21 protein-coding genes, 2 tRNA genes and 1 pseudogene are annotated in these 25,544 nt (G+C 51.2%); 10 read left to right on the top strand and 14 right to left on the bottom strand.

What is annotated here, in order from left to right:
- Nucleotides 1-16: 16 nt before the first annotated feature.
- Entirely contained in the window at nucleotides 17-1,162 is a 1,146-nt protein-coding gene (locus CRO74_RS22455) for a helix-turn-helix domain-containing protein (RefSeq protein ID WP_097129139.1), read from the bottom strand.
- Nucleotides 1,163-1,496: 334 nt separating this feature from the next.
- Here CRO74_RS22455 and CRO74_RS22450 point away from each other — a divergent pair, with 334 nt between their 5' ends.
- From CRO74_RS22450 to CRO74_RS22435, 4 genes are all read left to right on the top strand, one after another.
- Nucleotides 1,497-2,753 (top strand): hypothetical protein, encoded by a 1,257-nt coding sequence (locus CRO74_RS22450; RefSeq protein ID WP_097129138.1) that lies wholly within the window; start codon nucleotides 1,497-1,499, stop codon nucleotides 2,751-2,753.
- Nucleotides 2,754-2,784: 31 nt separating this feature from the next.
- Entirely contained in the window at nucleotides 2,785-4,482 is a 1,698-nt protein-coding gene (locus tag CRO74_RS22445) for a DUF8832 domain-containing protein (protein ID WP_097129136.1), read from the top strand.
- 147 nt (nucleotides 4,483-4,629) lie between these two features.
- A tRNA-Gly gene (locus CRO74_RS22440) sits at nucleotides 4,630-4,705 on the top strand.
- Nucleotides 4,706-4,769: 64 nt separating this feature from the next.
- Nucleotides 4,770-4,853, top strand: a tRNA-Leu gene (locus tag CRO74_RS22435).
- Nucleotides 4,854-4,908: 55 nt separating this feature from the next.
- On the opposite strand, the gene CRO74_RS22430 is transcribed toward CRO74_RS22435, so the two are convergent.
- The 9 genes and pseudogenes from CRO74_RS22430 to CRO74_RS22395 form a co-directional block, all read right to left on the bottom strand.
- Entirely contained in the window at nucleotides 4,909-5,508 is a 600-nt protein-coding gene (locus CRO74_RS22430; protein WP_097129134.1) for a laminin B domain-containing protein, read from the bottom strand.
- A gap of 303 nt (nucleotides 5,509-5,811) precedes the next feature.
- On the bottom strand, nucleotides 5,812-8,973 hold the full coding sequence (locus CRO74_RS22425) for a TonB-dependent receptor (RefSeq protein WP_097129132.1): 3,162 nt from the start codon (nucleotides 8,971-8,973) through the stop codon (nucleotides 5,812-5,814).
- Between the two features lie 66 nt (nucleotides 8,974-9,039).
- Nucleotides 9,040-9,660, bottom strand: coding sequence for a sugar O-acetyltransferase (locus CRO74_RS22420; RefSeq protein WP_097129130.1), 621 nt, complete (start codon nucleotides 9,658-9,660; stop codon nucleotides 9,040-9,042).
- A gap of 123 nt (nucleotides 9,661-9,783) precedes the next feature.
- The gene (locus tag CRO74_RS22415) at nucleotides 9,784-12,018 is read right to left on the bottom strand and encodes a xanthine dehydrogenase family protein molybdopterin-binding subunit (RefSeq protein ID WP_097129129.1); all 2,235 of its coding nucleotides are present in this window, start codon (nucleotides 12,016-12,018) and stop codon (nucleotides 9,784-9,786) included.
- Between the two features lie 2 nt (nucleotides 12,019-12,020).
- A complete protein-coding gene (locus CRO74_RS22410; protein WP_097129127.1) occupies nucleotides 12,021-13,040 on the bottom strand; it encodes an FAD binding domain-containing protein in 1,020 nt (339 codons plus the stop codon).
- Nucleotides 13,037-13,684, bottom strand: a complete 648-nt coding sequence (locus tag CRO74_RS22405) for a (2Fe-2S)-binding protein (RefSeq protein ID WP_097129125.1) — start codon at nucleotides 13,682-13,684, stop codon at nucleotides 13,037-13,039. The genes CRO74_RS22410 and CRO74_RS22405 overlap by 4 nt, the downstream gene beginning before the upstream one ends.
- Nucleotides 13,685-13,729: 45 nt before the next feature.
- Nucleotides 13,730-13,906, bottom strand: a pseudogene (locus tag CRO74_RS31845) (cyclophilin-like fold protein); the annotation flags it as partial.
- 41 nt (nucleotides 13,907-13,947) lie between these two features.
- Entirely contained in the window at nucleotides 13,948-14,133 is a 186-nt protein-coding gene (locus CRO74_RS31840; RefSeq protein ID WP_218840236.1) for a hypothetical protein, read from the bottom strand.
- Nucleotides 14,120-14,530: a (R)-mandelonitrile lyase gene (locus CRO74_RS22395; protein ID WP_097129123.1), complete on the bottom strand. Its 411-nt coding sequence runs from the start codon at nucleotides 14,528-14,530 to the stop codon at nucleotides 14,120-14,122. The genes CRO74_RS31840 and CRO74_RS22395 overlap by 14 nt, the downstream gene beginning before the upstream one ends.
- Before the next feature lie 304 nt (nucleotides 14,531-14,834).
- On the opposite strand from CRO74_RS22395, the gene CRO74_RS22390 reads away from it, so the two are divergent.
- Nucleotides 14,835-15,833, top strand: coding sequence for a helix-turn-helix domain-containing protein (locus CRO74_RS22390; protein WP_097129121.1), 999 nt, complete (start codon nucleotides 14,835-14,837; stop codon nucleotides 15,831-15,833).
- A gap of 192 nt (nucleotides 15,834-16,025) precedes the next feature.
- Here CRO74_RS22390 and CRO74_RS32085 read toward each other — a convergent pair whose 3' ends face one another.
- The 3 genes from CRO74_RS32085 to CRO74_RS22375 all read right to left on the bottom strand — a co-directional run bounded on the left by CRO74_RS32085 (nucleotide 16,026) and on the right by CRO74_RS22375 (nucleotide 19,592).
- Complete coding sequence (locus CRO74_RS32085) at nucleotides 16,026-16,178, bottom strand: hypothetical protein (protein WP_245877952.1); 153 nt, start codon at nucleotides 16,176-16,178, stop codon at nucleotides 16,026-16,028.
- A 354-nt stretch (nucleotides 16,179-16,532) separates the two neighbouring features.
- Nucleotides 16,533-18,626, bottom strand: coding sequence for a protein-disulfide reductase DsbD family protein (locus CRO74_RS22380; protein ID WP_097129117.1), 2,094 nt, complete (start codon nucleotides 18,624-18,626; stop codon nucleotides 16,533-16,535).
- Between the two features lie 132 nt (nucleotides 18,627-18,758).
- A complete protein-coding gene (locus CRO74_RS22375) occupies nucleotides 18,759-19,592 on the bottom strand; it encodes a phytanoyl-CoA dioxygenase family protein (RefSeq protein WP_097129116.1) in 834 nt (277 codons plus the stop codon).
- Between the two features lie 140 nt (nucleotides 19,593-19,732).
- Between CRO74_RS22375 and CRO74_RS22370 the strand changes: the two genes are divergently transcribed.
- From CRO74_RS22370 to CRO74_RS22350, 5 genes are all read left to right on the top strand, one after another.
- Complete coding sequence (locus CRO74_RS22370; RefSeq protein ID WP_097129113.1) at nucleotides 19,733-20,605, top strand: helix-turn-helix domain-containing protein; 873 nt, start codon at nucleotides 19,733-19,735, stop codon at nucleotides 20,603-20,605.
- 132 nt (nucleotides 20,606-20,737) lie between these two features.
- A complete protein-coding gene (locus CRO74_RS22365) occupies nucleotides 20,738-22,024 on the top strand; it encodes a serine hydroxymethyltransferase (protein WP_097129111.1) in 1,287 nt (428 codons plus the stop codon).
- A gap of 79 nt (nucleotides 22,025-22,103) precedes the next feature.
- Entirely contained in the window at nucleotides 22,104-22,961 is an 858-nt protein-coding gene (gene tatC, locus CRO74_RS22360; protein WP_097129109.1) for a twin-arginine translocase subunit TatC, read from the top strand.
- 91 nt (nucleotides 22,962-23,052) lie between these two features.
- On the top strand, nucleotides 23,053-23,673 hold the full coding sequence (locus CRO74_RS22355; RefSeq protein ID WP_097129107.1) for a Uma2 family endonuclease: 621 nt from the start codon (nucleotides 23,053-23,055) through the stop codon (nucleotides 23,671-23,673).
- 14 nt (nucleotides 23,674-23,687) lie between these two features.
- A complete protein-coding gene (locus CRO74_RS22350; protein WP_179830270.1) occupies nucleotides 23,688-23,909 on the top strand; it encodes a hypothetical protein in 222 nt (73 codons plus the stop codon).
- A gap of 80 nt (nucleotides 23,910-23,989) precedes the next feature.
- Here the strand turns inward: CRO74_RS22350 and CRO74_RS22345 are convergent, their stop codons facing one another.
- Nucleotides 23,990-25,342: a DUF58 domain-containing protein gene (locus CRO74_RS22345; protein WP_097129105.1), complete on the bottom strand. Its 1,353-nt coding sequence runs from the start codon at nucleotides 25,340-25,342 to the stop codon at nucleotides 23,990-23,992.
- Nucleotides 25,343-25,544: the final 202 nt, after the last annotated feature.

Genomic DNA, 25,544 nt, shown 5'->3' with positions numbered 1-25,544 from the left:
ATTTGAGCGGTTATTTTCAGGATTCCGCCGTCTGCTGCTCGATGTATTGTTTAGGCGACAGACCCGTTGCCTGCCGGAAGGCCCGCTGAAACGTAGCCTGTGAATTGAATCCACATTCGAAGGCAATACCCGTCAGAGTCAGATGGCCGTTGGCTGGATTGGTCAATTGCTGCTTTAAGTACTCAATCCGATAATCATTGATAAAGGCATTGAAGCTTTTCCTGAGGTGCTGATTAAGCACGAACGAAATCGTTTTCGGAGGTAACTGCACATGCCGCCCTACCTTCTCAACGGTTAGCTCCGGGTCGAGGTACAACTTGTCAGTTTGCATGGCACGCGTCAATAAGCCAATCGCTTTCTCAACGATTTCGGCAGGCATAAACATTGTACCGGCTTTTGGAGGTACTACCTCGACCGGACTTTGCCGGGTGTGCAGATAGCCCTTCAGGCCCAGCCAGTAGATTAGAACGGCAATGGGGATATAAAGCGGGTACCAGCCAAATTTATCCAGCCAGGCCGACCGGGTGTCGGGAATGATGTAGGGCACCAGATGCACAAGCCATATCACCTGAAAGAAGAGAAAGACATTGACAAACTGCCAAAGCCAGCTCAGGTTCTGGCCCTTATTTCCCGTTTTTTCAGGGCTCTGAGCTTGTTTGTATTGGCTTAACCACTGTCTTGTCAAAATGAGGTAAGTGGTCATGGAGAGCCAGCGCGGAATGTCGGTGTAGGTATCATATTCATTCATGACATGCCCCCATATCGGGCCATCCGATGCCGGAACCAGGCCCAGTAACAATCCGCCCAGAAAAATCCAGCCAATAAGTTTGCTACCCCAGTCCAGTACAACAGGGTAAAAATGCCGCCGTTCCCGATGGCCCAGCCGAAAGGCAGGGTTGAGCATAGATTGGGTGTAGAAATAAATGAGCGGCCCGAGTGGCATGGCCATAATGAACGGAAAAAAATCCAGCGCGAACACTACCCAACGATTGGAAACAGGGACGGACATGGCCAGACTCATCAAGGCCAATAAACCGATCAATACGGCCAGTAGTCGATTCGACAGCCGATGACCCTTTGGGGTTGTCCAAAGGAGTGTGCCCAGAATAAATCCCTGGAGTGAGCCAAGCAGTAAGATTAGATCAAACGGAGAAATGGTCATGGACAGACGTACGTTTACTTACTTTAATCCACAATTTAGAGAACAGGCAGGCGTGTATCCCTGAAGATAGGGTTAGCAGGATAGCAGGGCACGAATTGTTGTGTAAATAACGCCATAAACCAATAAACTGAAGTCCCGTTGGCTCGTGGAGATAAGGCTCTTGTTGATCCATGCATTGGGCGGAAGTGATTTTGATTTCTGTATTAGTTGATTGACTTACAGGGTTATGTAAAACAGTCTACCATTTTCCGCTCGTAAACTTTTTCAAGAGCAGAGAGCAACCTTTTTGTATCTTTCCACATCATTTCGCTATTAAACCACTTCATCCATTCCTATGGAATCGGCATTTCCTTCTTCGTTTGAATCCGGTCGGGAGCAAGCGTCTACTCGCTCCGGTAGTTGGCGGCTGGGTATACCCACTTACGTTTACGCCGTCGTTTTTTCGTCCTTCTGTGTCATCATTGGCCTGCTTTGGGACATTATGTGGCACATGAGTATCGGGCGCGATGGGCTACTGGCTCCGCCCCATGTCGTTATTTACGTGGGTGCTATTGTGTCGGGGCTATTTTCTGCTTACCAGATTCTGAACCTGACCTTAACGAAAAATCACCCCGGCCGCGCACAGGCTGTTCCATTCTGGGGCGTTTTCTATGGTCCGCTAGGCGCGATGTTCTGTGTATGGGGTGCTCTGGCCATGCTTACGTCGGCTCCGTTCGATGATTGGTGGCACAACACCTACGGGCTCGACGTCCAGATCCTGACACCCCCACATACGATTCTGGCTATCGGTATCATGACGGTACAGTTTGGGGCTATCGTAGGTGTGCTGGCTTTGCAAAACAAATACCGAAATCCGGTGCAGTCGCTTCATCAATCGAACGACGATGCCCGACGGGGTGTGCGGCTCAAGTGGTTGTTTGCCATCTCCGCTGGTCTTTTGCTGATCATGCTATACACACTGATGTCCGAGTCGATGGGTATGCGCGAATCACATAGTTCTGTCTTTTACGCGACCGCTGCCATTGCCCTGCCATTTTACCTGCTGGCCGTTGGTCGGGCTTCCTTATTACGATGGCCCATTACGACCATCACAGCCATCTATATGGTGGGTATGCTGGTGCCGAGCTGGGTTTTGCAGAACTTCCCGGCAACACCCCGTCTTGGTCCCGTACTGAATCCCATTACCCAGTATCAGCCATTCTTATTTCCGGTGCTGCTGTTCATACCCGGACTCATGCTCGATTGGCTCATGCACCGGTTCGAAGCACCGGAAAATGGCAAACGTAAACTAAATGACTGGGTGTTGTCGCTCATCTATGCCGTTGGGTTTATGGTCGTTTTACTAGCTGTTCAGTGGCCGTTTGGTGAGTTTCTGCTGACGTCGCCCTATGCAAGAAACGGCATCTTCCTGTCTTATTCGTGGGTTTACGCCAACTCGCCCGACTGGGAATATCGCTACGCCTTCGCTCCCTGGGAAATACAATCTGCCACTGATTTCGGGATTGGCTTTGCCAAAACGCTCATCTATGCCACCCTCTCAACGCGGGTTGGCTTACTATGGGGCAACTGGATGAAACGTGTTGTTCGATAAGCCGTAACATAACTCAAAAAGAATCAGGTACATGGAGTCCACAACCCGTAAAAAGCAAAGTCGAATTAAGTGGTTTATCCTTCTTTATTCATTCATTCTATCCTTCGGTCATTCACTCATTGTCTCCGCTCACGTTGGCAGTTCGGGGGTGATTGTACAGAAACAAGCGGGTAAATACCAGCTATTGATCAGCGTACAGCCGCCTGACGTGGTGCCCGGAACGGCTAAAGTTATAGTGTATGTTGAACAGGGGAGGGTCAGTAGCATCGGTGCACGCCCAATCTATTTCCGCTCGGGTAATAAAGGTGCCCCCACGCACGACGAACTGGTCCTGATGGCCGATAACCGGTATGAAGCGGATTTATGGCTGATGAGTTCCGGTTCATCCAGCATCGAACTCACAATCGACGGACCCGATGGCAAAGAGCAGGTTATTGTCCCGGTCATGGCCATCGCCACCGCTCTGCGCGACATGCCTGCCGGAACGGGCTGGGGCCTTGCGGCTATGGGGCTGTTACTGGTGGTCATGCTGGTCACCATTATCGGGGCCAGTAATTCGGATGGCGTGGTGCTGCCAGGGCAACCCGCCCCGGCTAAACTCGGTCGTCGGCGATTGGTTGGTATGGGTGCTGGTCTGGTCGTCATCGCGCTGATCCTGACGGGCTGGCGAACCTGGTGGACCAGTACGGCTGAAGAGTATAAGAATGAGCAATTGTACAAGCCCGCTGCCATCAATGCTACTGTTCGTGTAGCCGATGCCCAGCGTCTGCTAGCCATTCAGTTCGATACGACCGGCTCCGGCAAAGATCGTCGGCAACGGCGGATGATGAGCTACTTATTGCCTGATCATGGCAAACTGATGCACGCGTTCATGGTGCGTATGCCCGGTCTGGATGCGTTTGCACACCTGCATCCCAACCGGCGCGATTCGTTGAATTTTGATGTTACGTTACCTAACTTACCAAGCGGTAAGTACCTGCTTTACTCCGATGTCGTTTACCGAAATGGGTTTGCCGAAACGTTGACCGATACCGTCGATGTACCCTCGCTTAAAATCTCGGCGGAGTCGGCTGCTGCTGCCAAATCTACTGATCCTGACGATAGCTGGCTCGTAGCCGAACCGATGGGTGTTAAAGCGGGGGCCGTCAACGTACCGCATTTGGATAACGACATGGTGGTTTGCGGAAAGCCGGGTGCCAGCATGAAGCTGGAGGATGGCTCTGCCATGCTCTGGATGGACAAGCCGGGCGCGGTACTGGAGGCCGGGAAGTTATATACATTAAAGTTTGCCGTTGCCGATGCGCAGGGGAAAGCAACACCGCTGGAACCGTACCTGGGTATGGGCGGACATGCGGCTGTTTTGCGGTCGGATGGCTCGGTTTACATTCACCTTCACCCGGTGGGTACGTATTCCATGGCGGCAGAAGGATCGTTGACCAACCGTATCGCCGACACCGCCCGGACGTTCCGGTATCCAGATCCCGTTCGTTTCCGCGACAGCATCGATGCCTATGTTAACAAGCTCAAGACATTGCCGGAAGCTGAAAAAAATAAAGCCCTTTCGGCATCTATGTCGGGCATGAGTCATGCCATGAAGACCAACAATATGGTTGAGTTTCCGTATGCCTTCCCCAGAGCCGGTCATTACCGCATCTGGGTACAGGTAAAACGTAATGGTCGGGTTTTAACGGGTGTATTCGATACGGAGGTTAAAGAATCCTTACTCTAGAATGTGGCCTTAACTCGCTCAGAATCAGTTTTTGGGCGAGTTGAGGTAAAATTTTATGAGATTTTTTTGTGCGGAGGACTTGACAAGCGTCAAAAAACGCCTACCTTTGCATCCACAATTCGCCGATTGGCAGGCGAAATTGATAATGCGAAAGTAGCTCAGCTGGTAGAGCGCGACCTTGCCAAGGTCGAGGTCGCGGGTTCGAACCCCGTCTTTCGCTCCACAAAAAGGCACCGAAACCGGTGCTTTTTTTGTAAAGGCCGCTTCACTTTGGTGAAGCATGGAATGCCGGGATGGTGGAATTGGTAGACACGCCGGACTTAAAATCCTGTGGGCGTTAGCCCGTGCGGGTTCGACTCCCGCTCCTGGTACAAAACAAAAAAGCCGCTGATCATCAGCGGCTTTTTGTTTTGTACTGCCCAGTTTCTATAAAATAGATGCGTTATCCAGTCCGCCAGTGTCTGCTCCACCTACAAATTCTCCCCGTATTCGCACCTCGGTCAATTTGCTTAAAACCCGCTCGATGTCTGCTTTAGTCGCTTTTTTGTGATTGATCTCCCACCCACTAAACTCATCCAGTGGGATAGTGTAGCTCGTCCAGGTGGTGCCGGGGTTGTAGGACGTATTAAACGTGAGCTTGTCTTTCCCATCCGTCAGGATAACATCATCAGTATCGTATTGATTGGCAACACTCGATTGCATAAGATCAAACCGCAATACCTTTCCGTATCCCTTTTGTACCTTTTGGGTAAAGCCTGGTGATGCAACGAAATACCAGGCTGCTTCGAGTCGATCAATGGCAAAGATGTATCCATTTGGATTGCCTCCGCGAGGGCTATAATTAGGTATTGTACTCTCTGCAACTTCCGAGACATGCCACCCCTGATCATTGACATCAAAATTGTCGACGTCGGACAGAATCAGGCTCTGTTCGCTCAATTGAGCACAATTGACCAGTAAGATTGACAGGATACCAATTGAGACAGCAAGGGTATAAACTGTAGGCCTACCTGTCCTCGATGACATGGTGTAAGTATTGGTTTTGATATAGTCAAATATAGTAACCTTTGGGTTTTAAAAATTCCTTTTTTATTGGTTAGGGTAGGGGCTAGGATAACGTGAACAATGGCCATGTAGCGATGGTAGCCCATCATGTCAAATGTTTAGGGCTGACTAGCCGGCAATTAAATAGAAAAACCAGACTCAACCCGGTCTGGTTTTTATTCTTCTCTGATGGATAGGTTTACTAAGGCTGGTTAGACCATGCGCTGAAAACGTTACCCGGTCAGCCACCAAGAATTGATGCCTGAACCGGGAAGGTAGTTGCGGTTAAAACCCATATCGGGCTCCGAGTTGAAACTGGTAGGGATTGCCGCTTAAACCAGATACACCAGCGTTGGTATTAACGACATATTTGTAGTTGTTCGTGGCAGGGTCGAAGCCCGCTCTGGACAACAGCGTAGTCGCACCCAGTGCGTGGTTAACACCCCATGCTTTGTTGATCAGGTTGGCGGTATTGAACAGGTCGCCCGACAGTTCGAGATATTGGTTTTTGAACGTTTTGACTTTATAGGTCAGACGCAGATCAACCGTTCCGTAAAAAGGGTTCACCCCGCCATTCCGTTCGGCAACTTTTCCGAAGCTACTCCGGATGTAGTCTTTCGCACTTTTTTCGACGTTGGGGTTGTTCAGAATGGCATTGATACCATCTCGCAGATACTGCGGTGTTTCGGGGTTATTGGGGTCGAAAACAAAAGCCAGATCATTTGTTTCCACGAAATCACCGTTGATGTTGCCATTCACAATCATCGAATAGCGGGTACCGCTTAAGCCCGAAAAGCGGAAGCCCAGGTTAAATCCGTAGAAGGTCGGTGTATTTCCATAAACCACAATCTTATTCTGGAAGTGGTTATCGGAGTAGTTTATCCGATTCAGTAGGCGGGGATCGCCAGCCGTGTACTGTACCAGTGTTGCGGTATTGGCTACGTTTCCGTTATAGGACGTATTGTCCTTTGTCTGATTCCAGGTGTACGAAAGGGCGATTTCCCCATCCCTGACATACCGGTAGTTGGCGTCCAAAACAACGGCCGCCTGATTTACCTTACCCAGGCTTTCCAGTTCGAGTACACGGCCCACTTCGGTCGTTTTGCGACCTAGTGTCCAGTTCTGTGAGCCATTGGACGTTAAAATAGACGAAGCAGGAACGTAAACGGGTCGGCTGGCCTCCTGCGATAAGGTGAAATAAGGCTGATCGACCATGTTCTTGTCGATATACGTGTAGTTGTTGCGGGCAAATGACATATAGCCCGCAATACTCATTCTGAAGTTGGGGCTGAAGAAGTGGCTGTACGACCCGTTGATTTTATAAACAGTAGGGACTTTAGCGTCCTTACCATTCATGTTGATGGTGTACAGTTTCGGCACGTCAGGGTTATTCACCAGATCCTGGCCCGGCGCAGTAGCCGGGTTGGCGCGATAGGCAGGGAAGTTTGGCTTGGGCACCAGATTGCCGGTAACATCGATGCTGGCGATGTGGCTACCGTCAAAGAGCATGTTGTTGATCATCGAATACGGGTTCAGGGCCGAGCCCAGAATACCACCCCCTAACCGAACAATATCTTTACCGTCCTGACGAACATCCCAGGTAAGCTGTACCCGAGGCTGTATCTGAAGCGTGGCCAGCTTATTATCGGTGCGTAAGCCCAGCGTGTTGAATACCGTCTGGTTAAAATTGGGTTTGGTCAGGTAATCGGTATAGTCGATCCGGATACCCCCCGTCACGTTCAGGCCCGGTGCCACCGTCGTTTGCGCCTGAGCGTAGACGGTAGGAATAAGCACGTTGAATTTAACGTTTGGCGTATCGCTCAGATACACATCCCGCGTGAACCGATACGGAGCCAGGTTATTGAACGCGTCCAGACCGGTATACCAGAAACGGCCATTGGTTTCACTTCCGTAAATGGAATTCTGGTTGCTGAACGTCAAACCAGCGCCAAAGGTGAAATTGAATTTGTTGGTGTTTACGTACAGGTTATCAACCAGCTGAACCAGGTTATTATTGAAATAGTCTCCGCCGTACCGCTGGCCGCCCAACTGGATACTCGTAAACAGCGTCTTGGTCGAATCCGTTGGGTTTACAGAGGCCACATTGGCTACGGTTGCCCGCGGGATGTTGGCTTCCGGCAATTGCGGATTGGCGTACATTTTATTGTACTCCCAAAAGTGCTGAAGTTTAAGCTCATTGGTCACCTTCGGACTAATGGTTGTACGCAGCGAAGCCAGCAAGCTGTTGTTAGAACTCTTACGGGTGCTGTACACCTCATACATATTGATGGCTGTATTGTCGCCGTCCGACTGGTTATCCAGATCATAGATGTAGTTATCCCGGATCGTCAGGAGGTTCTTAGCGTTGATTTGCCAGTCGATACGGGCAAAAAGGGCCTGGGTATTTTTGAAACGGGTGAACTGACCGAACTGAGGAGCATTACCCACACCATACTTGCTGCGCGCGATACTCAGAAACTTATCTTCGGTGGCCTGGGTCACGTTGTAACGCAGGGCATCGGCGGTCGATTGAATGGGGGCGATCAGCAGCGGTTGGGTGCTGGCCTGACGGTCCCAGGCGACAAAAAAGTGCAGTTTGTCTTTAATGATGGGGCCACCCAGCGAAAAGCCGTACTGAGACGTGTTGAAGGGAAGGTTTCTTTTCTGCTGATTTAAGCCATAGGGGCTCGATAGCCAGTTGGTTCGTAGGAACGTGAAGGCGCTGCCACTCAGCTTGTTGGTTCCCGATTTTGTTACGGTACTGATGGTACCCCCACCAGCGTTTCCGTAGGTAACATCATACTGGTTGGTTACCACCTGAAACTCCCGGACGGCCTCCATCGTAATCGAATAAGCTCCGCTGGGTTGTCCACCGGCAATGGTACTGCGTGCGGCCATCCCATCGATGGTAAAATTGGTGGCCGAGCCCAACTGTCCGCCCAGGCTATTGCCGGTGCTCAGTGGCGACAGGTCGGCCAGGGTCGAGAAGTTTCGTCCGTTTACCGGCAGCCGGTTGATGTCTTTGGCCGTAATTGCTGTTGCCGTGCCAATATTTTCGATCTTGTTGGTCAGCGATGTTGAGGAAATCACGACCGTTTCCAACTGCTGCGAATTCTCGACCATTTTGAAGGACACCTGCAACAGATCTCCCTGATTGAGCGCAAAGCCGGTTTGTGACTGCGTCGCCATCCCGACAAACTGAACCGTTATGGAATAAGGTGCTCCGAGGGGTAATTCCTTCAACCGAAATTCACCCTTCTCATTGGATACCGTGTTGGCTTTAAAGCCGGTAGATTCATTTTTGATCTGGACGGTAGCCATCTCCAGCGGTTTGCCATCCTGATCGATTATTCTCCCGGAAATGCCCGCCAGATTGGTTTGAGCATTTGAAAGATGGGTAGTAAGAAGAAGAGTAAGTATAAAAAAAAGCCTTGAAAAGTTAACCATTGTTTGGGGATTTGAATGCCTGCAAATATCCCCAGCCAATGTTGCGCAGTTATGACGTGTACATTATCATACGTTGAACAAATGGGTGTCTAATGACTCACCGCCGTCACTTACCAATAATTTAACAACCTTTGCCGGTACGCCCGCTACAACGGTATTCGCGGGTACATCCCGACTCACCACGGCACCGGCGGCCACGATGGCGTTCTCACCTACGGTAACGCCGGGCAAAATGGTAGCCCCCGCGCCAAGCCAGGCATTTCGTTTGATCACAATGGGTCGGGGAATCAGCGTTGTTCGGTCGGTCGGGTCCAGCGGGTGGTTTTCGGAGGTTAGGTTGACGCGTGGCCCAATCTGAACGTCATCCTCAATAGTAATGCCCCCAATGTCCAGAAAGGAGCAGGCATGGTTGATGAAAATATTTTTGCCGAGCCGAATGAACCGGCCAAAGTTGGTGTGAAACGGCGGGAAAATCGTTGTCGACCCGTCGATCTCCGTACCGATGATGGCACTTAACTGACTGCGTACCTGATCAACGTCCGTGGCCGTGGCGTTCATCTGGACACATAATCGGATAGTGCGGGAAACGACTTCACCAAATTCCCTGTATTCAGGATCATCCTTGCGCAGGAGTTCGCCAGCCTGTAGCCGCTGGAAAATATCATAAGTGTCTTCGTCTCTATTCATTTGATCTGTTTAATCTTGACGGAACTAGCCCACATTCATACGATAAAACTGTTTAAACTTGTCACAAACCCGGATAATGAGCGATGTAACAAGTTTAAACAGTTTCTGAAAGGCATGTCTACTTTATACTGCACGCAGCAACTTATCCGGCGTAATAGGTAAGTCACGGACGCGCTGGCCGGTGGCGTTGAAAACGGCATTGGCAACAGCTGCGGCAAACCCGATCAGGGCAATTTCGCCCATGCCTTTGGCTCCCATCGGATTGATGATTGGGTCGGGCTTGTCGATCATGATCGTTTCAATAGCGGGTACATCGGCGTAAACCGCCACGTGGTAATCGCCCAGGTTGTTGTTGACAAAGCGGCCGAAGCGGTGGTCGATGACTGCTTCTTCGGTCAGGGCCATGCCAATACCGCCCGCTACTCCGCCAATCATCTGACTGGCTGCCGTTTTGGGACTCACGATACGGCCTGAATCCGCCACACTCACCGCCTTCGAAACACGCACGACGCCCGTCAGCGGATTGACTCGAACCTGCACGAAATGCACCGAAAATGAATACATCGAATACTTCGCGTGTTCGGGTCCGCCTTTCGAGTCCTTCGTTTTGTCAATAACCGTTAGCTTGTTCGCCTGCATCAGGTCGCTGACGGCTACCTTTTTACCCGGCTCTCTTTCGACGGAAAGTGTACCGTCGGCCATCGTTAGTTCATTGGCCTGCCGACCAGCCAATGGGCCACCTGCTTTCAGGGCCAGTTCGATCAGCTCGTTTTTTACACTCGTGCAGGCATCGAACACTGCCGAGCCCACAGCGGAGACAATGGCCGAGCCACCCTGCGTGGGTGCTTTGGGCAATGACGTATCGCCGTACTCGACCTTAATGCGGTTCATGGGGACACCCAGTACGTTGTGCGCAATCATGGTCAGAGCCGTGCCGGTACCCGGCCCAATATCGGTCACGGCGCTTTGAATGGTTAGTGACCCATCGGCTTTTAACAGGGCGCGGGCGCTGGCTTCCCACCGGAACGCATTGAACGTGCCGGTACTCATGCCATAGCCAACGAGCCAATCGCCCTCGCGGGTACTGCCCGGCTGGAGTTTGCGGTTGTTCCAGCCAATGGCCTCGGCTCCGCGCTGATACGCTTCTTTCAGGTATTTGCTTGAATAGGGCCGGTTACGTTCCGGATCGGTTTCGGTGTAATTGCGCAGCCGGAATTCGATGGGGTCGAGGTTCAGTTTGTGGGCCATCTCGTCCATCGCCGATTCCAGTGCAAACGCACCCGTGGCTTCGCCGGGGCCACGCATCCAGATGGGCACGCTCCGATCGAGTCGCACGATGCGGTAGCGGGTGCTTACGTTGGGGCAGGCATACAGAAACTTGGTCATGTTGACGGTTGCTTCGGTAAAGTCTTCGTAGCTGGCCGTTTCGGCGGTAGCCGCGTGCGCAATCCCGATCAGTTTGCCGGTCTGATCGGCACCCATGTTGATCGTTTGTACCGTATACGGCCGATGCCCAACCAGGGTAAACATCTGACTCCGGTTTACCACCAACTTCAGGGGCCTCCCAATTTTTCGGGCAATCGCGACGACCGCCGTTTCCTGCGGCCAGGTTCGTAGTCCCATGCCAAAACCGCCCCCCATGAACTCCGTATGTACGTGAATGTTCTTCGGGTCGATTTTAAACGCTTCGGCCATCGCCTGCTGGGTGGCATTTACGCCCTGTGTTTTGGCATAGATCATCAAGGTACTTGCCCCCGTCCAATGCGCCAGAATGCCGTGCAGTTCCATGGGATTATGGACTTCTATCGGAACCGTGTAATTCGCTTCCAGCGTCACCGGGGCGGTTTTATAGCCATCGGCTTGTCCACGCGAATAGTTGCCGCCATCTTCGCCCCTGGGCGCAACCCCGTCCGATACGTGTTTCCGTAGATCGGTGCGGGCCGTTTGTTTGGTGTAAGTCGCTTTGACGAGTGAGGCCGCGTAAGTAGCCCGTTCGAAACTGTCGGCTACGACGATGGCGATGGGCTGTCCGTCGAAGTGGATTTTAGGACTGCTCAGTATCCGGTATTGCTCGCCTTTGGGGCGGGGCGGTGGTCCGTCGGCTTCACCGCCAACGGGGGCGTCCCAACCGGGAATAGGTGGCATGTTCTGATGCGTAAAGACGCCCAACACACCGGGGGCGCCCTGCGCTTTTTTGGTATCCAGACCGGCGATAGTTCCTTTGGCAATTTCGCTGCCAACGATGACGCAATACGCCGTATTGGGTAGTTCGAAATCAGCGAAGTACTGTGCCCCGCCGGTCACTTTCATTCGCCCGTCGATCCGGTCGATCGGTGGATTTTTTGTGTTAGTCGTCATGATCAGGCGGTTTTAGTGGCGGTTTTCAGCGCGTTAACAATCGTGTTAGGGGCCAGTGTCAGTTTGAAATCATTCTCGCCGTAGCCCTTTGCGCCCTGCATCGCCAGCGCGGCAGCCTGTTTGAAGTTGGCTTCCGTAGCCGGTTTCCCTTTTAGAAATTCCTCAGCCGCCGTCAGTCGCCACGGTTTGTGAGCCACCCCGCCCATCGCCAGCCGAACGTCCTGAATTGTGTTCCGTTTTATATCCAGTCCAACACCTACCGATACCAGCGCGAAGGCGTACGAGGCCCGATCCCGCACTTTCAGGTAGTGCGAATTATCGGCGAACCGGTTCGTCGGCAAATCGACCCACATGATCAGTTCGCCGGGTTGCAGGGTATTGTCTTTTTGGGGCAAATCGCCGGGAAGCCGGTGGAAGTCAATGAACGGAATAGTCCGATCACCCTTTGGCCCCGACACGTTCACCGTCGCGTCCAGTGCTACGAGTGCAATACACATGTCGCTCGGGTGAACGGCAATGCATTTTCCCGAGGCACCGAAAATAGCATGCATCCGGTTATGGCCGCCAATGGCTCCGCAACCGGACGGCCCGTTAGCCTGTCCTTTGTCGACACCCGCCTGCACCGGGCTGCGCTTGTTGCAGGGCATCGATGTATCGTAGAAATACGGGCATCGGGTGCGCTGCATCATGTTGCCACCCACCGTGGCCATGTTTCGAAGCTGTGCCGAAGCACCCGCGTTCAGCGCCTGCGACAACAGCGGAAAATGTTTCTTCACCAATTCGTTATCGGCCACGGTTGAGTTTTTGGCCGTGGCTCCGATTCGTAAGCCGGTGGCCGTTTTTTCAATCGTGGCCAGTGGTAGCTTGTTGATGTCGACCAGCCGTTCGGGAATGATGACCTCACGCTTCATCAGGTCGATGAGGTTCGTGCCACCTGCCAGAAAATAAGTGCCCCTTTCTTTGGTGATCGCCGAAATGGCAGCTTTGGGGGTCGTAACCCGCGTAAATTGAAACGGATTCATACTCTTGCCCCTCCTTTTTTTACGTCCATGATGGCATCGACAATGTTTGCATAGGCTCCGCACCGGCAGATGTTGCCGCTCATGTACTCGCGAACCTCGTCGGGACTATTGGCATGTCCTTCGCGGATGCAGGCCACCGCCGACATGATCTGGCCGGGGGTGCAGTACCCGCACTGAAAACCATCATGCTTGATGAAGGCTTCCTGCATGGGGTGTAATTGGGCGGTTGCCGGATCACCGTTGGTGAGTCCTTCGATGGTCGTTACGGTAGCGCCTTCGGTGGTCATGGCCAGCGTCAGGCAGGCGTTAACGCGTGTGCCGTCGACATGAACCGTGCAGGCTCCGCATTGGCCGTGATCACAGCCTTTTTTGGTGCCGGTCAGGTGAAGTTGTTCGCGCAGAAGGTCGAGCAGGGTGACCCGTGGTTCGATGGATAACTGCCGCATCGTCCCGTTGATATTGACCTGAAGCGGCATTTGCTCAAACGCCGTGGCCACTTTCTCATGCAGACCCTGGTCAACCGCTGCCTTTGCGACCGGTGGTGTCAGCGCCAGCGCAGCCAGCGCCGAAGACCGCTTTAAAAAAGTGCGTCGGGATGAATCAGATGACCCTAATTCATCCCCAAGCTGTTCGTGTTGGTCCATAAAGCAAGTTTTAGTAACGTTGATAAATGAGTAGGGGTAGTGAAATCACGCCACCTCAAAGGTGACTGTTGCGTTTCCGAAACCCACGGCAGCAGCAAGCCCCGCCGGGTTATCGATTCGTCCCATCTTTGTATAACCGTAAGATGTAGAAAAGGATTTATAGAAAAGTACCAGCGTGTTCGATCCATACAGCATCAAATCGCCCGCTTGGATCGTTCCGGGGTTCGATGCGTTGGGTTGTTGAGAAGAGTGGCGTTGAACGTTTAGGAGCCAACCCTGATCTTTATCGTACCACCAATCGGTTTATCGCTCATTGCATTATCAGTTGGTTGTGTGTCAGTAGCCTTAGGGAAAGGGTTTTCGTCCGGCTTACAGGCCATGATGCCAATGACAAACAGGATGAGCGGAAGCGAGGTGCAAGCAGCCATCTTTTTTTCAATGAGGGGCATTGTATTCCTCTTCGGTAACGGCCTGAAGCCAGTTGACAGCTCCTCCTTTGCTCACGTTCGGATTGATGGCGATGTGCGTGAACTGCCCGGTTGGACCAGCGCCGTGCCAGTGTTCCACCCCAGACGCAATGGTAACCGATTCGCCTTCCCGAAAAATCTGAATAGACTGGCCTTTTTCCTGATAATAGCCCGTACCCTTTGTCGCCAGCAGTATCTGGCCGTTGGGATGCGTGTGCCAAACCGTTCTCGCTTTTGGTTCAAACGTGACCTGACTGACAACACAGTCGGTTTGGGCGTTGGGACCGGCTAAAGTCGTTATCCATACGGTACCGGTGAAGTAAGATTCGGGCCCCTGGGTTGGAGCCTGCGGGCTGGTTGGTTTCGCGGATTGTGCCATGACTGGATTAACTGGATTCGTAAGATATAATAGTAACGTACCTAAAAGGCAGGTGACGAATCGCCCCAACGGTCTGCTTTGTGTTTTCATACGTTTGAGTTTTAGAACAAAGCTATCTAAGTCGCCTGGGTGATCTTATAGCGAAATCAGTGCACTTTTTATGAAAATCGCATTTTTTCGACAGAATACGAGTTACTGGTTTTTGGCGTACCAAAGGATTTATACCAGTATTAAAGCCTGTAAGTCCGACAAATAGAGACGCTTGCCTGACACGTGTTTATCGAGAAATAAACCCCTTGCCGTTATGAAAACACGACCGAACCGGAAGCCCGGTGACCCACAGCCCATCACGATGGTATACGATATGCCATCGTTGCTCCCCCCCGGCACCACGCCCGTAAGCAGGCTTTACTACGAAGATTGGAACATTAAGGTTGTTGATCGTGAGAAGAGTGGTTGCGATAACTACCTGTCTCCGAACCGGCGAGATTTCTACAAGATCATGCTCATGACCAGCGGCACGGGGCTGAAAACAATGGGTAAACATCAATACTTCATTGACGAGCGGACCATTCTGTTTCTGCACCCTAACGAAATCGTGTGCTGGCGCAATGCGAGCCCTACGGTGGGCGGGGGGATTTTCTGCATGTTCAAAAAGCGGTACCTGGATCAGCACCCTTCGCTGAAACTGATCATCGATCGGTATCGGTTTTTCACGGAGAAGAAAATACTGCGACTTTCTGAGCAATCGACCCGGATGATTCATGATCTGTTAACCCAGATGAAGGCTGAAGCGGCCACGGGCGATCCACTAGCTGAAGAAGCCATGCAGGCCTATGTGCAGCTTATTATGGTTGAAAGCCTTAAGGGTACAGATTATGCCCCAACCGGCGAAATAACCAGCGACTATAACCATGTCTATGCGTTTTTCGAACTGCTCGAAAAAGAAACGAACCTGGCTAATCTGGACAATCCAATTCGAATGCGCTCCGCCAAAGATTACGCAGAAAAACTGAATCTGAATCCGAGTTACCTGAACGGTCTGGTGAAAAAACATACCGGCCAGCCCATCAGCACGCTAATCAAAAATCGCCTGTTAGAGGAAAGTAAAGCACTACTGGTTCAAACCGACTGGACATTGCAGGCAATCAGTCAAATCATCGGCTTTGCGGATCAGCCTAACTTCAGTCAGTTCTTCAAGAAATACGTGGGCGTTACGCCCAATGAGTTCCGGCGATCCCCTATATCACCCGATTATGAGGGCGTAGCGCAGTCCAACGAGCCCGAATCAATTGTGGTCTGAAGCGTTGATTCGGGATGATTTCTTGAACGCTTTAAGTTAAAAAGTCGAAAATTGTCGGAGCTAAGCAGCCGATTACTACAGACGGTGAAATAGTCTGCATTATGGCGAATAACCTTGGTCGGTCGGTCTGCCGTCTAACAAAAAAACGCCAGTTCCTGGCGTTTTTTGAACTGCTATTAGAGTTGTACAATGCTAAAGGTAAGGGGAGACCGAAGCCGTTATCGATTCGATTAACTCTTCGTCCATGTACTCGTAGTCGTCAGGAATGTCAAGTACTATTATCTGCTTATTCTTGATTATATCTCTGAATCGGTCATTGATACGCTCTTTATGACGTTTCTCCATCACAAACAGTATATCAGCCCAATCAATAAGTCTGGCTGTTAGTTTGACTCGGGCAGATGGTTCTGTCCCCGCTGACTTTACCTGGTGAATAGGATGACGTTTATAAATGGTTTCGGCAGTTGGACTTCGCCATTGATTTCTGCTACAAACGAAAAGCAAGTTCATCCTTGAGGTAATTGGAATAGATTGTTTTTGTCATACTGAGGCACGAAGCATTTCAATGGCGAGTATCGTGATGTCAGTTTCTCAAAACCTATTGTTGTATTTTCAATAGGTTTTAAGAAACCTGGCTTGTTAGGTCTGACCGGGCTGGCGTTCCAGAACCCGACTCCACGAATCAACACACTCGATTAATCAAAACTTCGCCTTTCCCGAATCCAGAAACGCGACGAAATGAGAAATGTCGCGGTCGTAGTTTTTGGGCGATACCAGCAGTTTACCCTCGCTGTTGACCAGGCAATAGTGCGGTTGGGCGTTGTTGTTGAATTTCGTGATTTGCAGATCGGCGTTTTGTGCACCAATCGTCTTCTTCACCTTCTGATCGTAGGTCGAGGTGTACCAGTCGGCTTTGGGCAGTTCGGTCTTGTCATCCACGTACAGGGCCAGAATCACAAAGTCGTTCTGTAAGCGTGACATCACCGCCGGGTCCGACCAGACCCGGGATTCCATCTCGCGGCAGTTGACGCAGCCGTGCCCGGTGAAGTCGATGAATATGGGTTTATTGACCTTCCTGGAATAAGCCAGTGCCTGTTTGTAATCGAAGAAGCCTTCTAATCCGTGGGGCAGGTGAAACAGATTAGCGTATTTGGGTGTCTCGGTCAGGGCATTGGCCGGATTGGCCGCCAGTTGCCGATTGGTCAGATTGAAGTCCTGAGAGGTTTCGGGAGGCAGGTAACCGGACAGAGCTTTCAACGGAGCACCCCAAAGACCGGGAATCATGTATACCACAAACGAGAGCGTGATAATAGCCATTAGCAGTTTCTGAACGCTGATGTACTTGGTCTCACTGTCGTGGGGTAACCGGAGTTTACCGAGGAAATAAAAGCCGATCAGCGCAAAAATGACAATCCAGAGCGACAGGAACACCTCACGGTCGAGCAGGCCCCAGTGATACACCTGATCGGCAATGCTCAGGAACTTCAGCGCCAGTGCCAGCTCCAGAAAGCCAAGCACCACTTTCACCGAGTTGAGCCATCCACCCGAACGCGGCAGGTTTTTCAGCCATTGCGGGAAAGCCGCAAACAAGGTGAACGGAATGGCAAAAGCCGAGGAAAAAGCAGCCATGCCGAGAATAGGCTTAATGACTTCGCCACCCGCCGAAGCGACCAGCAAACTACCGACAATGGGACCGGTGCAGGAAAATGATACCAGCACCAGCGTAAATGCCATGAAGAAAATACCCGCAATACCACCCTGCTCCGATTTGGCATCGGCCTTGTTGATGAGCGAGTTGGGTAAAACGATCTCGAACAAACCGAGGAAGGATAGGCCGAAAATGAAGAAGATGGCAAAAAACAGAATGTTCGGTAACCAGTGTGTACTAACAAAATTGGCAAAAGCCGGGCCGTTGAACCGCGAAACGACCGTGCCGATCAGCACATAGATACCAATGATAAACGCGCCGTACAGCAACGCTTTCCACTGACCGCCCTGCTGGTTCGTAAAGAAACTAACCGTGGCCGGTATGATCGGAAACACGCAGGGTGTAAGCAGCGCCACTAAACCCGACAGGAAAGCCGCCAGCATAAAGCTCCACATCGACCCGCCCGCTGCGGTGGCCGACTCCTCCGTAATTACATCGGGAGCGTTTGTCGTTACGGCATTAGCGGAAGCCGATAACTCCGTTGCCAGTGTGTCTTTTGAAACCGGTGATGGGGTAGTGGCGGCAACGGCTGTTTCGGATACCGGGGCCGTAACCGTTGATGCTGCCGCCGGAGCTGATGCCGTTGTGGTAGACGATGGTGCTGTAGCAGCCGATGATGCGTTGATGGTTACGTAAAAGTCTGCTTCTGCCGGAGGCAGGCAGGTGCCGTCTTTCGACGAGCAGGACATGTATTCGGCTGTGCCAGAGAATGTGGCCGTTGGCTTGAGCAGTTTAACTTTCTGGATGAAAACGGCTTTATTTTCAAACTGGCGCACTTTAGCGCTCCAAACTTCTTCGTAAACTTCCTGAACACCCACGGGGGTTACCTTGCCAACGAGGGTATAGGCATCGGACGCCGGAAACTTGAACGTGGTGGGTAGTGGACCAATATTGGGATCGAGATCATTGGAGTAAACATGCCAGTTTTCGGCAATACTGACTTGAATCCGGATACTAACAACATCGCCAACCTGAGCAGGCTGCTTGTCGACTTTGGCTGACCAACTGGTTGGGTCTTTACGTATTTGCGCTAGTGCCGTTAGGCTAACGAGCAGCCACACAACAAGCGTACTAAATGATTTCATACCGCTTTGGGTAAGTGATGGTTTTGGTGAGTGAACAGCAATTGAACGAAAATATTTCCATTTCGCGTCTAACTACACAAGAAAACCCCGATGGTGACCGGGGTTTTCGGGGAAAAGCAGAAAAATTTATACTCAATAGCTGAATATCACCGGATTTAGTTCGTCCTGCGGCTGGCTGCCAACGGGCACATTGTCGAGCCATTTGGCGTGATCGGCCACCTGGAATTTGTTACGCGGCTGCATAATGACCTGATCTTTATCCATGTAAATCATGGTCATCACTTTTCTCGGCTGCTCAGAAACGTTCGGTCCCGCCCGGTGGAAGGTCCAGCCCGCGTGGTAACTCACCTCGCCGAGGTCGAACGGGGTATCGTGAACGTTGAAGTTCTGGCGGGCGAGTTCATCGGCTAAAATTTTCTCGCTGGCATCGCTAATCTCTACATCGCGGCCAATTTCAACGGTCTGGCTGCCTTCGGCAAAGGCCAGTGGCCCCATTTCCATGGGTGTTGCCTGCAACGGAATCCAGACAGTAACGGTGTTGGGCGATGCCAGCGGCCAGTAAAACTGGTCGGCATGCCAGGGCGTTATGCCGCCCGATGGTTCTTTGTAAAGTGCCTGGTCGTGGTAAATCCGAACGCCCCGAACGCCCATCAGATCGGTAGCAATCCGGGCCAGACGCTTCGAGAAAACAAATTCCTGTGCCTGCTCATCTTCGCGCCACAGATTCATAATCTGAAGGAAGGCCCGCTCGTAGGTCGTGCGTTCTTCCATGGGCTTGATGAGGGTGTTGAGCTTAAAGACCAGATCGGTTATAATGGTGCCATAATAATCGAGTACAGCCGGGCTCAGCACATCTTTCAGCTTCACGTAGCCTTTCTCCCGATAGAACGCAATGGCGTCCTGACTAACAGAATAAGGAGACTCCAGTTCCTTCAGTAATGTCTCTTTGTCAATTATCGCTTCCATATATCGTGGTTTAAGAAATTTAATAGAACAAAAGTAGCTAACCTGACCCTGCCATCAGGACAGTGTTTTTGCGAATTAATGTTTAATTTTGACAATGTTTGCCGTAGTTGATTTTACCTAGGGTTAAAATAGCACGTTTTATGAAAGCCCTTTTTGAAAAGTTAATGTTTAGCGAGCAAAGTTCATTGCTTGTGCGGCACTTTCAAATACCTTATTTCGATGCGCCCTGGCATTACCACCCGGAGTATGAACTGACATATATTGTCAAAAGCCACGGTCGTCGATTTGTGGGCGACCACGTCGAGTCGTTTCAGGCGGGTGATCTGGTGTTGCTCGGACCCGACCTGCCGCACTTCTGGCGGAATGATGATGACTATTACCAGCCTGATTCGGAGCAAAAAGCGGTATCCATCGTTGTGCAGTTTCCGGCTACCTTTCCCGAGCGTGGGCTGTCAACGGTACCCGAAGCGGAACCGGTGCGAAAACTGCTCGAACGGTCTCGGTATGGCCTGTGCTTTAGTCAGGATATGAGCCAATCCGTCAATGTACTGCTGGAACAGTTGACGGAGCAGACGGGGTTGGTCCAGCTATTGAGTTTGCTGACGATACTAAATAAACTCGCCACCGATCAGGAGGCTTACCTGCTGGCCAGTGATGGCTACCAACTGGCTCCTGGTGTGGCCGAAACCGAACGAATGAAGCGGGTGCTGGAGTTTATGCTGCTTCATTTTCGGGAAGAGATTCGCATTGAAACCATTGCATCGATTGCCGGTATGGCCCCGGCGGCTTTCTGCCGGTACTTTAAAAATCGTACCCGAAAGACGTTTGTCGAGTATCTGAATGAGCTGCGCATTGGTCACGCCCGTAAGCTACTCACAACGACTGACCTGAGTGTTAGTCAGGTCAGTCTCGATTGTGGCTATAACAACAGTTCTCATTTTCACCGACAGTTTAAGCTCTACACCAGCATGACGCCTTTTCAATATCAGGCGCTGGCAAAAGGAAAAGGATAATTTACTCGTTGGATTTCCCGCAAATTCTACCATTTTCTACCGTACCTTTGTCCGATAATAAGTTGGTTGTTTGCCGGTTCGCCGGGTCAACCGTCCGGAATCAAAAGAACCGAATACAAAAACGCTCGTAGCATGACGACCGCCACCACCACCCGCGATACGCAGGTATTTGACCTAATTGCTAAAGAACAACACCGGCAGGAGTCGGGAATTGAATTAATAGCTTCCGAAAACTTCGTGTCGCCCGCCGTTATGGAAGCGGCCGGGAGTGTACTGACCAATAAATACGCGGAAGGCCTGCCTGGCAAACGCTATTACGGCGGTTGCGAAGTGGTCGATCAGGTTGAGCAAATTGCCATTGACCGCGCTAAAGAACTCTTTGGTGCTACCTGGGTTAACGTGCAGCCGCACTCGGGTGCCAATGCCAACACGGCCGTATTCCTGGCCTGCCTGCACCCCGGCGATACCATTCTGGGTTTCGACCTCTCGCACGGCGGTCACTTAACGCACGGGTCGTCGGTCAATATATCGGGTAAATATTTCCGCCCGACGTTCTACGGGGTAGAAAGAGAGACCGGCGTTATCAACTACGATGTGGTGGAAGAAACCGCCAAACGCGAGCGTCCTAAATTGCTGATCTGTGGTGCTTCGGCTTACAGCCGTGATTGGGATTACGCCCGTCTGCGCGCCATTGCCGACGAAATTGGTGCGCTGTTGCTGGCCGATGTATCGCACCCGGCCGGTCTGATCGCGAAAGGCTTGCTGAACGATCCGCTGGCCCACGCGCATATCGTCACCACCACGACGCACAAAACACTGCGCGGCACACGAGGTGGTATCATCATGATGCGGAATGACTTTGAGAACCCATTCGGTATTAAAACGATGAAAGGTGAAACCCGCCTGATGTCATCGCTGCTGGATTCGGGCGTATTCCCGGGTACGCAGGGCGGACCGCTGGAACATATTATTGCCGCAAAAGCCGTTGCCTTTGGCGAAGCGCTGAGCGACGATTTTTATGATTATGCCGTTCAGGTGAAAGCCAACGCCCAGGCAATGGCTAATGCGTTCCGGAGCCGGGGTTATGAAATCATTTCGGGTGGTACAGATAACCACCTGATGCTGATCGACCTGCGTTCGAAAGGGCTGACGGGAAAACTGGCGGAGAACACGCTCATCAAAGCGGATATCACCATCAACAAAAACATGGTTCCATTCGACGATAAGTCGCCGATGGTCACCTCGGGGATGCGCGTTGGTACGGCGGCCATGACCACGCGCGGTTTGAAAGAATCGGACATGGAGCAGATTGTCGTATATATCGACAAGGTGTTGATGAACCACGACGACGCAGCAACCCTGTTAACCGTTAAAGAAGAAATCAACGAGTGGATGAAAGCATTTCCGCTCTATGCTTAGTTTAAGGAGTTAGGAGCGAGGAGTAATTCGCGCTAAACTCCTCACTCCTCGCTCCTCGCTCCTAACTACTAAAATACACATGCCTCTCGATCAACTGACTGACGAAGAAATCGATTCCGAAGGTAAGGAAATGTCCTTCCTGGATCACCTGGAAGAATTACGCTGGCACATTATCCGGGCGGTCGGTTCCATTTTTGTGTTTGCCATTATTGCCTTCGTATTTATTGACGATATTTTCAGAGTTGTCATTTTGGGACCTAAAAACCCGGACTTCTGGACGTATCGGATGATGTGTAAACTGGCCGACACAACGGGTTATGCCGACTTGTGCGTGACGAAACTCAACTTTGAGTTGCAGTCGCTGGGCGTATCCGATCAGTTTACAATGGCCATGACCTCATCGGCTATTATTGGTCTTTGTTTTGCCTTTCCCTATGCTTTCTGGGAGGTGTGGCGGTTTATCAAACCCGGTCTTCGTAATGTTGAAAAACAGGCTGCCCGGGGTGCGGTATTTTTCGTTTCCCTGCTGTTTACGATGGGGCTGCTGTTTGGCTATTTCATCGTGTCGCCCCTGGCGATCAACTTCCTGGCGAACTTCCAGATCACCCCGGAGATCAAGAACCAGTTCGATATCACGTCGTACATCGGTATACTGGTAACTCTCTCACTGGGTTGCGCCCTGATCTTCCAGATGCCGATGATCGCCTACGTGTTATCGAAAGTGGGCGTTCTAACACCGAAGTACATGCGCGAGTACCGCAAACATGCCTGGATCGTGATTCTGGTCGTGGCGGGTATCATCACCCCATCGCCGGATATCTACAGCCAGGTGTTGGTAGCGCTACCGTTAACTTTGTTATACGAAGTCAGTATCATCGTATCGGGGCGTATCGAAAAAGCCCGATTGAAAGCGCAGATGGAACTGGATAAATCATAATATTTATCAACGACAAGAGGCCCTTTCGCACCGGAAGGGCCTTTTTGTTTTTAGTCGGTTATCGTATATTTACGAATAAGCGAACGGATTTATGGAAGCTTTAGAAAAAATACAGCTAAGTGAGGAGCGAATAAAATCGCTTGAGTCCGGCAAATTGATCGCTATCCCAGCGACCTGGGAGGAGTTTGAAGACTTCCTGGTCGAGACCGACTATCGTGTCGAATACCATAACGGAAAGATTATTATAATGGGGCTAGCCACACTGATTCATGAGATTTTAGTTACTCGACTGGCTTATTTTCTTACAGGCTATTATCTGGGTAAGCTATTTTATGTAGCAGGTAGCAATGCCGGTATTCGTAAGGATGGACGAAAAGGACATTACAATGGAGATATTCTGGTCATTAAAGGAAAGCCAGACTATCAGGGGAAATCCAAGTCGATAATTACTAATCCTTATCTGATTGTCGAAGTGCTTTCCCCGTCAACGCTCGATCATGATTTGGGTGCTAAACGTCGAAAATATGAGCAGATGGATACGGTACAGGAGATTGTATTCGTTGATCCCGTTGATAAAGAAGTGATAGTTTGCCGACGTACAGAGCAGGCTAACGTCTGGACCGAAACCCTGTACAATGTGCCCACTGAACCAGTAAACATAGACGGATTGAAAGTACCCTTAGCGGAAATTTTTGCTGATCTGCCAGCCTAATACCTAGTAAACGAATGACACAGTACGATTTCAAAAAATACCATTATCGCTCCATCAATGCGGCTACCGATGCCGAACGGGCGGAAATCAATCAGGAACTGAAGGATTTATATAACTCGTTACCTGAAGAAGAAAAAGATGAATTCAATCGCCAGTTGCAGGCGTTCCTGGCTAAAGAAATGGGCCGACTAAAGTCCAACTACGAGTCGGTCAAAGGTAATCTGGGCGATAATTAGTTTGTTGTGGAATGGTAGACTGGTGAAATGGTTTCTCGGCCAACTGTCACCACTCCATCAATCAACTACTTCGCCAATAACTAAATCATCCCCCTCGACTTCAATTCCAGGTATTTATTCACCGTGTTGGCGGTCAGGTTTTGCGGGGCCGTCAGGATGGTTTGAATGCCATATTGGCCCAGTTCCTTCACAATCTGTTTCTTCTCGAAGGTGAATTTTTCGCCAATCGTCTTCAGGTAAATCTGCTCGGTGTCGGCTGCGGGCTGGTCGAGGAGGGTGCGGAGTTCGGTGTTTTCGAAGAAGATGACCAATAATAAATGATCCTTGGCTAACCGGCGCAGGTAGGGCAACTGCCGATGCATGGCACTTATTGTTTCAAAATTTGTGAACAGCAACAACAGGCTACGCTGGCGGATATTGGCCCGGACGCTGGCGTACAGGCTCTCATAATCCGTTTCCAGAAAGCGGGTTTTCTGCCGATACAGCAATTCCAGAATTCGAAGCATGTGGCCCGTCCGACGGTCGGCGGGGAGGAGCTGGCCGACGTGGTTGGAGAAAGTCAGGATACCCGCCCGATCCTGTTTCATTAACGCAATATTGCTCAGCACCAGACTGGCGTTGATGGCGTAATCGAGCAGCGTCAGCCCTTCGAACGGCGACTGCATCACGCGGCCTTTGTCGATCAGGCAGTAAACCGGTTGCGAGCGTTCGTCCTGGTAGGCGTTGATCATCAAGGCCGTCCCCTGCGAATCGCTTCGTCGGGAGGTCGCTTTCCAGTTGATCGTCCGAACATCGTCGCCGGTGGCATAGGGGCGAACCTGCTCAAATTCCATGCTGTGGCCAATCCGCCGGATTCGTTTTACGCCAACCTCGTTCAGCCGGTTGGTAGCCGCCAGCAGTTCGTATTGCCGCATTTGCAGGTAAGACGGGTACACTGCCACCAGCTTTCCCTGCTCAAACTGATACCGTCGTTTCAACAACCCCAACGGCGATAGCGCAAAAACGTTGACAGCCCCGAAACTGTATTCGCCCCGGCGTGTTGGACGCAATTCGTAGCGAATAGCCCGTGTTTCGCGAGGCTTTAGATGGGCGTGAAACAGCACGTCGCGCCGTTGAAACTGGAACGGAATTTCGTCGATAATCTCCAGATGCACCGGAAACGTGTACTGGTTTTCCAGATAGATTGTAATGGGGTTCTCGTCGCCGTTCGACAGCCGGTCGGGTACTTCCCGGCGGGCGAAAATGGGCGTGCGAGCCGTGGGTCGGAACAGCAGCCACGCATCAATGCCAATCAGAATCACAAACACCACAAACGCAACCTGCACCAGCGGAAACAGAATGGGGAAGGCATATGCGGCTACAAAGAGCAGTATATACGCTATAAGAGCGAACCACAGGCGCGTGGCAACAAAGAGGGAGCGGAATAACTTCATTCAGTTTGGTGGTATTTGGGCCGTTTCAGAATTGACGTTTACTGTTGAATCTGTTCAAACTTTTATAAAATATGTTGAACGAATGATGGCTTCGAGGCTGTAGTGCCGACCGTCCCGGTCGGGCGAGAAGCAATTAGATACACGCCCGACCGGGACGGTCGGCACTACAGCCTCGAAGCCACCATTTTTGATAAAAAGATTT

It is taken from the genome of Spirosoma fluviale (assembly GCF_900230225.1).
Lineage (GTDB): Bacteria > Bacteroidota > Bacteroidia > Cytophagales > Spirosomataceae > Spirosoma > Spirosoma fluviale.
The sequence above is the reverse complement of the archived record's forward strand: the minus strand, read 5'-3'. Positions and strand labels throughout refer to the sequence as shown.